We start from the raw sequence: 13,260 nt of genomic DNA on the forward strand, positions 1-13,260 counted from the left end.
ATAGATTACTATAATAACAAAAGAATTCAGGCAAAAACAAAATGGATGCCTCCTGTAGAATACAGGAAAGCATCCATGATCTCCGCCTAGTTTATAAATATGTGTCCAGGATTCTGGGTACATATCAGACCAAAATCTAACGATGGGAGGTCGGTATTTTTATGGCTAAATATAGTTTTAATCTTAATGCTAGAATATAAATAGTACAAAATAAACATAACCATTTTCAATAAATATTATATAATAGACTGAGTAATCTTGTAAACGTCAAACCACTCGCCTTGTCTGACTGAGCTTTTTATGGCAAACTTTAGAAAATACAAAAACATTAGTTTTTTAAAGGAGGCCATTAACTATGGATCAAATAACACACACTGTTCGATACTCCATGTGGAAAGACATTATACTCAAATGTCAGAACAGACCAGTTGGAATGAATGTAAAACAATGGCTGGCTGAAAATCACATTAGTGAGAAATCTTATTATTACTGGCAACGTAAGTTTCGAAAAGAAGCTTATGACCAGATTCAATACCGAGATTCTTGGCATATTGAGTTCCTCCTTTTGGTATTATACATCATTTCAGGGAATATCTCATTTTGTTTTGTACTAATTAGATGCTAACATCAATTATATTGTAGGTACGAATAGAGTTTGGTATAATAAGGGTATTTAATTGAGACAGTAGTAAATATTATAGTATACAATCAGAAGGAAAAAGATAAATTTGTGGGGGGATTAAGAATGGCAATAGATAATGCAAATGTAGTTGATGGTATTGGAATAGGGAAGGAGGGAAAGGTATTATGTATGTTATTGACAGACCACTTTCCTTGGATGGTGGATGATGAAAATACATTGAGTGAATATGATCATTTAATGCTTTTACAAAACAAGATTAACGGATATATATCCTATCTTGAATCAAAGCAGTATGAAGAAATATACCCGAATGAGGATTTTAATATTGCTGTTATAAAAATTCATTTCAAATATGATATAACAGATACTTGTGAAAAGTTCTTAAATAGTGTTCAAAATCAAATCGGACAGTGTGGAATAAAATTAGAAGCATATATTGGATAATAAAATTCCAGTTTGTCAAAAGACATTAAGTCGCATGAGAAGATACAAACCCCTAAAGTAATGATTCGTATTATGAATAATACTAGTAATATATGCTATCGGAATGTGATTTTCAATGGATTTGGGCAGTCTTTTCTGCTATTCCAGAGAAAATTAGTAATGAAGAAGTCCTAAAATATTCATTACCTTATGCAGCAGAAAATGAAGAGATATATAAAGATGATGTTGCAATCATTCAACATCCGTTAGCTGATTTTGAGATTGTGGCAGAAGATTCAAGTTCTGTTTTTATTGTATCGAAGGACAAACAAATTCTTTCAAATAAAATAAAAAGCAAAAGGGTTTTTTTGATTGTAGCAAAGGAACTTTCTACAATACTTTTAAAGCTTATACTTATACCAAATAGATAAAATCCACTAAATACAGTAATGTAAAGTTATGTTGCGGGATTGTAAAGTACGTGTGGTGGAAAAAATGTTTGATTATTATATAATCAATTCATTCAATCAAGGGAGGATTTACATGAATTTAGCAAAGAAAATCTTATATCTAAGAAAAAGGGAAGGAATGTCGCAAGAGGAACTAGCTGAAAAATTAAATATCTCAAGGCAATCTGTATCTAGATGGGAAGTAGGAACAGCACAACCAGATGCATCGAATATTCTACAACTGAGTAAGATTTTCGATGTAACAACGGATTATCTACTACATGAAGAGTATGAAAGTGATGAAGATATTCCACGCGTCAAAGAAGCACAAGTCAATTTCGATGATCAAAAGAGAAGATATAAAATATTGGTGTTGATTGCAGCTATATCATTTACGATTGCTACCGTGACTTTTTGGATGTCAACCGTTTGTTATGATCTTACGCAAAATTATATGTTGGCTATTTTGAATGCGGTAAGTGCAGTGCTATCCTATTATCGACTCTTTAAGCTTAATAAGAAGATTTCGTAATGCTATGAAGTGCGAAGTTTTAAGTCTATATCTAAAAACCTCCTATAAGTTGAGTTGATCGAACTTATAGGAGGTTTTTGACTGTAATCATGTTTCAGTTATGTAATTGCAAAGAATTAAAGATTAATTAGATATTAAACCGATATCCAGCTCCCCAGATTGTTTCAATATACGCTGGCTTCGATGGATTTTTTTCTATCTTTTCACGAATCCGATTAATATGAACTGCGACAGTAGCACTATCTCCACAATAATCAAACCCCCATATCTGTTCAAATAGTTGCTCTTTGGAGAATACAATATTTGGATTCTCTGCAAGAAAAACAAGTAATTCAAATTCTCTGTTTGCCATCTTGATCTCTTTCTCGTTCAGATAAACTTTCCATGCTTTTTTATGTATGCTAAGCTCATTGATGTTTAGAACATCTTGATTAGATGGTTGTACAGTTTGATTGGTTAGGCGATCATATCGAGATAGATGAGACTTAACTCGTGCTACTAATTCTGCAGGATCAAATGGTTTGGTCAGGTAATCATCTGCTCCGAAACCAAGTCCTCTTATCTTATCTACCGTTTCATTCTTAGCAGTCACCATAAGGATTGGAATGCTAATACGATCTCGAATCTCCTTTAGAAGCTGAAACCCATTTATTCCAGGTAACATGATATCAAGAATGACAAGGTCAAAGGATTGCTCATTTAGAAGTTTTCGACCAGTTAATCCATCAGAAGCAATCGTTGTTTGATATTGATTGATCTCTAGGTAATCTTGTTCAATTTCTGCGATATCTTCATCATCTTCAATGATCAGTATGTGTTGCATATTCAGCCTCCTTAAGAGTAATGATAATACATAAACCGTCGTTATTTTTGGCGGTGATGCTACCAGATAGTTTTTCAATGATATGTTTTGTAATAGCCAATCCCAAGCCAGTACCATTCGTAGATTGATTTCTAGAATCATCCGCGCGATAGAAGGTATCAAAGATATGAGAAAGTTTATCGTTAGCTACACCATAACCATTATCTTTGATCGTGATTTCAACGGAGTTGCCTCGTTTTCTTGTACTTACTGTAACAATTGTATGCTCTTTACAAGCGTATTTTTTGCTATTTTCTATTATGTTGTCAAGGACACGATTGAACTGAAGAGGATCAAGACGAACAATTGATGAAGGTGCATTCGGTTTGAATTCGATCGAAAGGAGTTGTTCATCATTATCTTCTTGCATGATAGCTAAGACCTCTTGTAGGTAAGTATCGATCGTGACATTGGTTGAATTGAATGCAATCTTATTTCTTGTAAGACGAGAGTAGATCAATATCTCATCGATCAGATGAGACATATCATCTGTTTTTTTCCTAATCTTCATAAGATAATGCGCTTGTTTCTCAGGCGTACTTGCAACGCCATCCTCAAGTCCTTTCACGTAACCCTTGATCGAGGTGAGAGGAGTCTTAAGATCATGACTGATTTCTGCAATCATTTCTTGTTGTTCTTTTTCACGATCGATTCGAAGTAAGATACTTTCTTTTAATCTTGTCTGCATCTCGTTAAAGGAGTCGAAGACTGGTTCGAATTCATCTTTCGTTGTATAGTCGAGATTCACATCAAGATTTCCTTCTTGAATTCGTTTCGCGCCTTCTCCAAGTTGTTTTATTGGTAACATTAACTGTTTGGTCAATCGCTTTGAATACTTTTGGCATAATTTAAATATGAAAAAGATCAATAGGATCAGGAAGAAAACAAATGTATAGAAGAATGCATCGGTGCCTAATAGAGAAGATAGCTTGGTGCTAGTACTTCTAACGATGATATAGTAATCGCTCTCTCCCAATGATCGATGTAACAGAATCTGTCGTTTCCTATTCAGTGTAGTGACAACAGGAGTATCCTGAAGTTTTGCAATATCTGTTTTGATATAGGAGGAAAGATAGGAAGTTTCCCCATGGAAATTAGTGTGGAGTAATTGGTTATCCTTAAATATGGCAACTGAAAATCCTAGGGTATCAAAGGTAGCATCATAACTACTATAATCAACTGTTGAATTGGCAATATCGGCAAGATTGGTCTGTTCCATCAAAGAAATCACTTTGTCCATATCGGAATCAGTTAGATCAGAAGTTGATAGTGAGTTATAGAATGCATGGCGAAACAAACCAAGTAAAAATAATATCATAAAAACAAATGTAATCATAGGAATAATTGCAACCTTAAGATTCATTTTAAATAATTTATTTTGAAAGGACAATTCATATCACCTCCTATCCTCAATCATATAATTCAATACGAAGAATGTCAATCAGTCAGACTTTAACACCGTAATTGTTATTTTGTTAAGCAATCGTACGATGATGCTGTTGTCTGATCAATGCAATAGCAGATACAATAGCTAAAACGAGGAATACAACAATACATAATAACCAATATGGAACCGAGAAGCCCAATATATTGTAAGATGCAATCCCACCAAACATTGTCGATACAGAGATGGTATTCGTAAAGCAGAAGTCAACGATCAATTGGACTTTTTCAACAATGCTACTTCCTAATGCTTCAAAAACGATACCAAGTAAAAGGACGAGGATACTTAATCCAAATACAGTAGCATGATTTTTTAATAAACTAGAGATAAGTGTAATGATCGCAGTGAAAACTAAGGCAGCAAGTAATACCCAAAGAACTGTTAATAATGCAAAGGATAGGATACTCATATCAAAGGTAGCACCTGACATGAAGTTTAGTGATCGAACGGAGGCTGTAGCCCCTTTTAAACTCATATATGGTAAGAAGTTACCAACAAAAGTAGCTATAAAGTAAAGGAAAGTTACAACAACACAACAAATGCTTGCAGCACCGAGTTTAGCAAATACCATTGCGGTACGGCCTTTTACTGATGATAAGATTAGATTATCCATACCAGTTGACACTTCCTTAGTAAATACAGAAGATATAAGGAAAGCGAGTGGAATGAACAGTAGGAATAAGATCAAGAGGCCATTCCAACCTTCATATAAAGTATTCCATAATACCACATTTTCGAATTCTGGTGCACCAAGAGCAAGCATTTTGTTCAATCGCTTATCTAGTTTTTTGTATTGATAAGTATCCGTTTTGCCAGCATCCTCTAATTCCTTTAATTTAGCTTTTAGCGGCTCGATTCCTGTTGGATCTTCCTTGTCATCGTTTGAAGTTCCGTTATAGTAGGCATTTACACGATTCGCAAATTGCGTATATTCAAAATCTAGTTTCGTGTTGCTATCTTTTGCGCTTCTACGTTTTACGGAATGTTCACTTCCGAAAATCTTCATTAATTGATCAATGTTAGTAGAACAAGAACTTGCAACAGTTTCATCGAGTGGTCCAGTAACCTTATCGGCTAACATGCTATATTCAGAAAATGAACTATCTTCTTGAAAGGTAAAGATGCTATTACCAATACCGATTCCTAGATAAAATAGTGTTAATAATGCAATAAAGATGATCGAACGTTTGTTAAGTAGTAGTTTTCTTAATTCATAACGAAATAGTTTCATGATAATCCCCCTAATTATTTGATATTAAATTCATATAGATATGCATCTTCTAGATCAGGATCAATATGAAATGCATGAGCAGCAGGTTTCTCCCGGTCGACGACGCGAAGGTAAGCGACATCATCAACTGTTCGGATGTTGCTGATAATGTGATTATTTTGAAAGCTGATCAGTTGTTGTATTGGTAATTCAACTTCCCATACGTAATCCTCGATTTTAGTGATCATTTCATCGGCAGATGTCATTGGGCATGTTGTTTTATCTTTTACCATGATGATAGACTTTGATATGTTGGATATGTCAGAGACGATATGGGTGGATAGGATTACTGTGCGGTCTTTTGAAAATGATGAAATGATGTTACGGAACTTTATTCTCTCATATGGATCAAGACCAGCAGTAGGTTCATCAAGTATCAGTATTTCTGGATCATTTAGTAAGGCTTGGGCGATACCTAGACGTTTTTTCATACCTCCAGAATACTTCACACATTTTCGGTGGATATCATTAGTTAGATTGACTTGATCAACTAAATGCGTGATCTTATCTCCAACCTTTTCGTCCGGAATATTTTTGAGTGTTGCAATATAGCGAAGATATTCTAATCCTGTGAAGTCGTGATAAAAATCGACATCTTGTGGTAGATATCCAATCTTGTTGTAATAATTGACACCACAATTTTTCTTGGAAGTGCCATTCATAAAGATTTCTCCAGCATCGGGTGTTATGACACCTGCTAGCATTCTGATTAGTGTTGTTTTACCAGCACCATTTGGACCAAGAAGACCGTAAACGCCATTCTCAATCGTTAGATTGACACCACTCAATACTTGTTTTTTCCCAAAGTGTTTCCCCAAATCTTTGATTTCTAACTTCATATTAACTCCCTTTCCAATTATTGATAATTTTGAATATTGTTTTTATCATCACAGGAATGCGCTCCCTGTGTTTTATGATGTTTTTAGTATAAGGGTGGGAATTAAACAAAAAAGGTAAGATAGTTAAACAATTTTTAAACTTATATTATAAGCTTGAACAAAATGTATATGCTTAGTGGACGAAGAACGGAAAGAGAGCTTATAAAAATGTAAACGATCCTGTTGTGTTTACAAATTTTACAGTAGAAACGAAAAGAAAGAGGAAAGAAGTATGGATTTTTCTGTACAAAACGGGATTTACAAATGGGACACATGTTTTACAATTCACCAAAATATCCAAATAAAATTGATTCTCATGATTAAAATGGGACTTATGTTCTGCAATTCGATTGTATAGCATAAAGTTTGTGAAAAAAGTACAAAAAAGTGGTAATAAATCTATTAAAATATATTAACTGATAAAAAATGTTGAAAAACAAAACCAAATATTGTATAATATCAACCATAAATAGTTACAAATGATAACATAAACAAAAGATATATGAGGACAATTTTAACAAAGTATAATACAAATACGACAAAAGGAGGTGGGTGTTATGGCAAAAGGTATGACAAAGAAGGTGAAGACGACAGAGGAGAAGAGCCAAGTAAAAGCTATCAGTGGAAGAAGAAAGCTACTTAATTCGGTACAGATGAAATTAATAATTCCACTTGTGGCAGTCTTTATTTTCTTTATGACGTATATGGTATTCGACTATATGAACCTTGGCGTGGCACAAAAAGAAGTAACAAGAATGAAAGAGGAAAGTATCAAAGCAATCGATATTTCCCATGCAATGGAAAGGAATCTTCTGGATGTTCAAAGATTATTTCCAGAAGCAGCAGTTACAATGGATACGAATATTTTTGAACAGTTGGACAGTGTAGATCAGGAATTTAAAGTTCAAGTGGACAGGTTAAAAGAATTGTATCCAGAGAATACAGAAGAATATGATAGACTATTAAAATTGTATGGCAAAATGTATGATGCAGGAAGATCATTCATGTTTACCATTACATCTACTGCTACAACAGAACAGGTAACGGAAAGCTGTAATCGTTTCATAGAATTATCAAAGGCGATGTCAGTAGTTACAGAGAGCTATGTGGCAAATGCAAATGCTGATATTACCGATTCTCGGGATAGTATCAAGGTAATTATTATGAAATTAAGAGTCTGGGTAGGTTTAGGACTTATTATTATTACAATCATAACAGCAATTTCCATGTTCTATACAAGAACGAAGATTATAGCTAGAATTATGAGAGTTACACGTAGAATTACAAGTATCTCCAATAAAGATTTGACCAGTAAGAAAATTAAAATAAAAACACGTGATGAGATTGGACAGTTAGCAACGATGTCCAATGACCTGCAGGATACTTTGACAGGCATTGTTTCAACCTTGAGTGTTACATCGAAAGACCTAGATGTTTCCGCGGAGAGTATGAATGAACAGATTCAACAGGTCGTTGTTTCTGCAAATGAGGTTGCGGAAGCTATGAACCATGTTGCACACAATACAGAGATGCAGACCAGTAATATTGCAGAAACGGTAGAAAAATTAATGATACTACAGGATACTGTAAAAGAAAGTAAAGATGTATCAGCAGAAATCTCTGATACAAGTAAAGATATTTTCCAGATGAGTTCGAAAGGACAGGAGATCATCAATGCGTTACTGAAATCATCTGACGAGAATAGAGTGGCTACAACAAATATCTTCGAAGCAATTACAAAAATCAGTGAAAGTGCATCCGGTATTAGTTCGGCATCTGATATGATTGAATCGATTGCATCTCAGACGAATCTATTATCGTTGAATGCATCTATTGAAGCTGCAAGAGCAGGAGAAAATGGAAGAGGGTTTGCTGTTGTAGCAGATGAGATTCGTCAACTTGCAGAACAGTCAAGTAAGAGCGTATATGTAATTAATCAGATGATCGACAATCTACAAACGTGTGTAGAACATGCAAATCTTCAGAGCAATATTGTAAATTCTGCATTGCAAGAGCAGACAAGTGGTGTAGAACAGACGAGAAATGAATTTGAAACAATTGCAGATAGCATTAAGAAGATAAATGAAAGTGTTGTTGAACTTGACCGCATTAGTAATCAAATGGATGATGATTGTGAAAGAGTTATGCAGTTGACAGGTGGACTTACCAGCTCAGCTACAGAGAATGCTGCTTCAACGCAACAGACCAGCGCATCTACACAGGAAATCACAGCGAAGATGGAAATAATCGCAGAAGAGAGTACCAAGGTTAAAGCGCAAGCAGAAGTAATTAAGAATAATATTGAAGGATTCAAGTTAGCAGAGCAGTAATCTAGAAGAAAAAGCGGATTAAAGGGGGTAAGGAACATGCAGAAATCAAGAAAAAAATTAAGATACATATCCATTGCACTTACAGCAATACTCACATTTTCGGGATGCGGGTTGAATAGCGCAGATCGTGGAAGTGCTTCAAATGAGACAACAGAGGCCCAGTATGCAAAATATTTAGATGATGAAGTCTCCATTGACTTTGAATGTATTTGGGCGGGAACAGATAGTAAGGCAGAATATGTAGCCAATATGATTAGTTCTTTTAATGAAAAGTATAAAGGTCAATATCACGTAAATGTGATTGAACAGACAGATTACAATACATATGAGTCGAAGTTAAGTGCACAGATTAAAGCAGGACAAGTTCCAGATGTCTTTACCATGAAGAATTATGGTCAAATCAAAGAGTATGCAGCTGCAGATAAATTGATGGATTTCTCCACCTATCTAGGACAGGGAGATCGTGCATCCAGATATGCAACTGGTGTATTGGACGAGTATAAGGATGGGAATAAAATGTGCTGTATCCCTTATGAAAGTGGTGTGGTACCAATCATGTATGACATGGCTCTTTTAAACAGTGTAGGTATTCAGAGTATACCAACATCCTGGGAAGAATTTTTTCAGACATGTGATACCTTAAAAGAAAAGGGCATTGATGCAACTTCGTTTATGACAGGTTCCAATGCATGGACAGCACAGTTGTGGTTTTCCTATGCAGTCGCAGCTACGGTTGGTCAAGATGCTTGGAAAGGAGATATGACAAGCGATGCATATGAAAAAGCAGCAAAAATAGTTAAAAAAATATATTCGTATTCACCACCTGATGCGATTGGAGCGGAAGCAGCAACTGTAAACCAACACTTCTTCAATAAAGAGACAGCAATCTACACCAATGGTACATGGATTCTTGGTGGAATCAGGAATAATGCAGGACAGGAATTTTACGATCAGGTTCAAGTATCTCCAGGACTAAGTTATGAAGAAATGAATGGTAACTCTTTTATCAGTTACATTCAGGCATTCATATGTGCAGCGAAACAGGAAGATCCAAAAAAACAGGAAGCAGTGGAAGCTTTTATTGATCATATAACAGATACAGCAAACGTTACTGGATTGTCGGAAGCATCAGGCGCAACATTCTGTATCAATGTAGATACTTCTAAAATTACAGATCCATTACAGGGACAGATTATCAATGGTTGTAAAAATGCTGATTTTACCATACGAAGCTTTGAAAGTTCTGTACCATCGGATACATCAGCAGCTTTTCCGAAAGCACTGGAACAGTATGTGACAAATCAAATCTCGGTACAAGAGTTCTTAAATACATTGCAATCACCACCGAAAAATGAATAAGTAAGATAAATTAATATACATTGCCGCAACCCTACCAGGCCATTGTGCAGCGATGTAAGAGAAAGCCGTTAAACCTTAGCAAAGCAAGGGGAAACGGCTTTTTTGATACGTTGATAAAGTAAAGCTTTTCTCAAATCATGGAAATGATCGAAGAAAAGCTTAATATGTAGTACACAATATCCGTTATTGGTTAAAACAATTGTCCAGGAAGTTTCAATTTTTCTTTTGGTGGAAACTGTTTATCGAATTCCTCCACCTCGGCATCATCCACAAAATATCCCTGAGGCGTATGATAAACCCCAGTTACCCCATCAAGGTATCCTGGTATTAGTTCTTTTAGTAAGAAATATGGGACTACTGCTTCTCGTGGTTCTCCATGATAGTGAATGCCTTTTGTGCTGGCGACAACAAATCCGGATTTACCATAAAAATCGATATTGCCCTCAAAACATACGGCACCTGCTCCCATTTCTTTTGCTTTTTCCAAAGAATAGTCAAGTAATGCTTTTCCATAACCTTGACGCTTATACGCTGGTAGTATACCAATTGGTCCCATCGTCAGGATTGGAATATTCTGTCCATCATCGCCTACGATCTCAGCTCTCATATACATTGTCTGACCAATCAATTTACCGTCCTTTTCCATAACAAAGTCAAGTTCTGGTATAAATGCTGGATTCTGTCGCAAGGTGTGCATTACATAGTGCTCGGAACAGCCTGGTTTATATACATTCCAAAATGCTTCTCTTATTAAATTCTCATTGTCTCTATAGTCTGCTTCTGTTTCTCTACGAATCAAATACTCTTTATTCATGTTCTTTTAATCCTCCAATCTTTTGTATTCGTTAACTGACCTTATGAGATGATGCATGAGATCATCAATATAATGGCTTATATACACTTTTACATCTTCCTTTTCATTTGTATCGTCATAAATACTGTAATACAAGAACATTGGTGCATACAGTTCCACCGCTTTTCTTTTTGCTTCTTGTTTACTTAGCTTCAATATTGCCTCAAACAATTCTGTAAGATAGGAGACTGGTCCAGCAGATAAGTACTGATTAAATAATTGTGCCATCTTAGGATTCCGATATTGCTCCAAAGTCAACATCTTCCGAAAGTTTGATGCAAAAGCATCCTCCGTCCAGTAATAAAACATTTCCTTACTATAATTGCAAACATCTTTCACTGTTACCGATTGAGTTGTTGTGAGATCAATAGAGTCTGCAGGGACATTTCCCTTATTTGCTTGTACGGTATCCTTTTCTTCCATACGTTTTACAATATGATCGAATATGTCTTGTTTGTTTTGATAGTGCTTATATAATGCACCCTTCGTCATCCCAAGTTTTCCTGCGATCATACTGACAGAGACTGCCGTGTATCCATCCTTAGCAAACAAGATTAAAGCTGTTTCAAGGATACGTTCCTTTGTATTGTTCATATCATTCTCCTTATTGTTGTTTTTCTTAATTAATTGAATCTTGTTCGCATCATATTCCTTGAAATATAGAAGAAATAATGATCATAGTCCCTAATTCGAGGTCTATCTGCATCGATCTTATGTATTTACTTTCTTACAGAAAAGGTAAACGGTCGTTCACAAAATAATATAGCAAATTATCGTTTACCTGTCAAGCCTATATAATTTATAAAAATGCATTGGCCGGGAGAATCATCTGTGCCATATGCTTGAAAAAAAAGCACGATACACAGAATGGTATAGAAAAACTTTTGATTTAATGGTATAATTTGTTGTATTATCTGTATTTTATGGTCAATAGAAGCAGTTATGTTATCATATTGCAGAGCACAAAGTACGAATGAATTGATTGCTCATCATTTCGATAAACAAATGATTTAAGGGGGAGTAACAGTGACAGTTATGAATGAGGGAGAAGAGATAGAAATTACCAACCACAAGAAAAATCTTACCTATCAAAATATGTTCTATCTTTTTATGATAGCAAATGTAGTTGGGGTGATTCTTGAAGGAATATGGACGATTTATAAATTTGGACGTTGGGAAACACATACGATTACAGTTTGGGGACCATTTTGTCTGATCTATGGGGCAGGTGCAGTTACCTTTTATGTTGGAAGCACGTTATTTCGAAAAAAGAATATCGTATTACAATTCTTACTATATGCATGTATTGCCAATACGGTTGAATACATAAGTGCGTGGGTGATCGAAGACGGCCTGGGATTACGAGCTTGGACGTATAAAAAACATTTTATGAATCTTCAAGGTCGAATCAGTTTGCAGATGACAATTATCTGGGGAGTAATCGGAATTCTGTTTTCCAAAGCACTGGTTCCACAAATTGATCGATTATTCAAGAAATTGCAAGGAAAGATATGGAAGTATGTGTGTATTGGATTAACCATATTTATGGTAATCAACTTAAGTATGACCACGCTGTGTCTGATTCGTTGGAGTGATCGACATAAGGGGAAAGCAGCTACAAATCAGTTGGAACGGTATCTGGATACGAATTATGATGATGAACGGATGAAGAACACATTTTGTGAGTGGTGGTTTATTGATGAGCAAAAAGAATTTTGGAAAGAATATAAGAATAGATAGTAGATCGTATCATTTTCATGTAGGTCTATTACAATATTTAGCGGAAAGGTGTGAGTTTGAATGAAATTAATTAGGAGAGTGTGTCTTTAAAAACCATACATATTGCATTGCACAATTTTAATTACTATCTTTTTCACAATTTGAATAACAATTAAAGGAGAAAAAGATATGAAATATAAGCGTGCAAACGAGGTCCTGCCAAAAGACGTCTTGGAATTATTGCAGAGATATGCAGCAGGGCAATATATATATATTCCTAGAAGAGAAAATGAAAAAGTTGCTTGGGGTGAGAATACAGGTTATCGCCAAATCCTTTGTGAAAGAAATCGACAGATCAAGACGGAACATGCAAAAGGAAAAAGTGTCGAACAACTGGCAGAGGAATACTATCTGTCGGTAAAAAGCATCTATCGCATCTTACATAATGGATAGAATCGGTGTAATGTATCGTGATCTATATTCAGGAACATAGGAGAT

The 13,260-nt window shown here is 35.2% G+C and carries 15 protein-coding genes; 9 read left to right on the top strand and 6 right to left on the bottom strand.

Annotated features, from left to right (window positions below; translation table 11 throughout):
- The 5 genes from HBB17_RS20810 (at position 1) to HBB17_RS18865 (ending at position 2,047) form a co-directional block, all read left to right on the top strand.
- The gene (locus HBB17_RS20810; protein WP_408609356.1) at positions 1-90 is read left to right on the top strand and encodes an IS3 family transposase; all 90 of its coding nucleotides are present in this window, start codon (positions 1-3) and stop codon (positions 88-90) included.
- A 265-nt stretch (positions 91-355) separates the two neighbouring features.
- The gene (locus HBB17_RS18850) at positions 356-625 is read left to right on the top strand and encodes a hypothetical protein (protein WP_167959046.1); all 270 of its coding nucleotides are present in this window, start codon (positions 356-358) and stop codon (positions 623-625) included.
- 120 nt (positions 626-745) lie between these two features.
- Positions 746-1,087: a DUF6572 domain-containing protein gene (locus tag HBB17_RS18855; protein ID WP_167959047.1), complete on the top strand. Its 342-nt coding sequence runs from the start codon at positions 746-748 to the stop codon at positions 1,085-1,087.
- Positions 1,088-1,179: 92 nt separating this feature from the next.
- A complete protein-coding gene (locus tag HBB17_RS18860) occupies positions 1,180-1,497 on the top strand; it encodes a hypothetical protein (protein WP_167959048.1) in 318 nt (105 codons plus the stop codon).
- A 112-nt stretch (positions 1,498-1,609) separates the two neighbouring features.
- Positions 1,610-2,047, top strand: a complete 438-nt coding sequence (locus tag HBB17_RS18865; protein WP_167959049.1) for a helix-turn-helix domain-containing protein — start codon at positions 1,610-1,612, stop codon at positions 2,045-2,047.
- A 127-nt stretch (positions 2,048-2,174) separates the two neighbouring features.
- On the opposite strand, the gene HBB17_RS18870 is transcribed toward HBB17_RS18865, so the two are convergent.
- The 4 genes from HBB17_RS18870 to HBB17_RS18885 form a co-directional block, all read right to left on the bottom strand.
- Entirely contained in the window at positions 2,175-2,870 is a 696-nt protein-coding gene (locus tag HBB17_RS18870; RefSeq protein ID WP_167959050.1) for a response regulator transcription factor, read from the bottom strand.
- The gene (locus HBB17_RS18875; protein ID WP_167959051.1) at positions 2,848-4,299 is read right to left on the bottom strand and encodes a HAMP domain-containing sensor histidine kinase; all 1,452 of its coding nucleotides are present in this window, start codon (positions 4,297-4,299) and stop codon (positions 2,848-2,850) included. Before HBB17_RS18875 ends, HBB17_RS18870 begins: the two co-directional genes overlap by 23 nt.
- Before the next feature lie 85 nt (positions 4,300-4,384).
- Positions 4,385-5,584, bottom strand: a complete 1,200-nt coding sequence (locus tag HBB17_RS18880) for an ABC transporter permease subunit (RefSeq protein WP_167959052.1) — start codon at positions 5,582-5,584, stop codon at positions 4,385-4,387.
- A 14-nt stretch (positions 5,585-5,598) separates the two neighbouring features.
- The gene (locus HBB17_RS18885) at positions 5,599-6,462 is read right to left on the bottom strand and encodes an ABC transporter ATP-binding protein (protein ID WP_167959053.1); all 864 of its coding nucleotides are present in this window, start codon (positions 6,460-6,462) and stop codon (positions 5,599-5,601) included.
- Positions 6,463-7,058: 596 nt separating this feature from the next.
- Here HBB17_RS18885 and HBB17_RS18890 point away from each other — a divergent pair.
- A complete protein-coding gene (locus HBB17_RS18890; RefSeq protein ID WP_167959054.1) occupies positions 7,059-8,831 on the top strand; it encodes a methyl-accepting chemotaxis protein in 1,773 nt (590 codons plus the stop codon).
- Between the two features lie 36 nt (positions 8,832-8,867).
- Positions 8,868-10,190: an ABC transporter substrate-binding protein gene (locus HBB17_RS18895; protein ID WP_167959055.1), complete on the top strand. Its 1,323-nt coding sequence runs from the start codon at positions 8,868-8,870 to the stop codon at positions 10,188-10,190.
- A gap of 190 nt (positions 10,191-10,380) precedes the next feature.
- Here the strand turns inward: HBB17_RS18895 and HBB17_RS18900 are convergent, their stop codons facing one another.
- Both HBB17_RS18900 and HBB17_RS18905 read right to left on the bottom strand, forming a co-directional pair.
- The gene (locus tag HBB17_RS18900) at positions 10,381-11,004 is read right to left on the bottom strand and encodes a GNAT family N-acetyltransferase (protein WP_167959056.1); all 624 of its coding nucleotides are present in this window, start codon (positions 11,002-11,004) and stop codon (positions 10,381-10,383) included.
- 6 nt (positions 11,005-11,010) lie between these two features.
- Positions 11,011-11,637, bottom strand: coding sequence for a TetR/AcrR family transcriptional regulator (locus tag HBB17_RS18905; RefSeq protein ID WP_167959057.1), 627 nt, complete (start codon positions 11,635-11,637; stop codon positions 11,011-11,013).
- A 441-nt stretch (positions 11,638-12,078) separates the two neighbouring features.
- Here HBB17_RS18905 and HBB17_RS18910 point away from each other — a divergent pair, with 441 nt between their 5' ends.
- Positions 12,079-12,783 (top strand): putative ABC transporter permease, encoded by a 705-nt coding sequence (locus HBB17_RS18910; RefSeq protein ID WP_238483810.1) that lies wholly within the window; start codon positions 12,079-12,081, stop codon positions 12,781-12,783.
- 168 nt (positions 12,784-12,951) lie between these two features.
- The gene (locus HBB17_RS18915) at positions 12,952-13,215 is read left to right on the top strand and encodes a CD3324 family protein (RefSeq protein WP_167959059.1); all 264 of its coding nucleotides are present in this window, start codon (positions 12,952-12,954) and stop codon (positions 13,213-13,215) included.
- The last annotated feature ends 45 nt before the right edge of the window (positions 13,216-13,260 follow it).

Origin of the sequence: Anaerosporobacter faecicola (genome assembly GCF_012070565.1) — a bacterium.
GTDB classification, from domain to species: Bacteria; Bacillota; Clostridia; order Lachnospirales; family Lachnospiraceae; genus Anaerosporobacter; species Anaerosporobacter faecicola.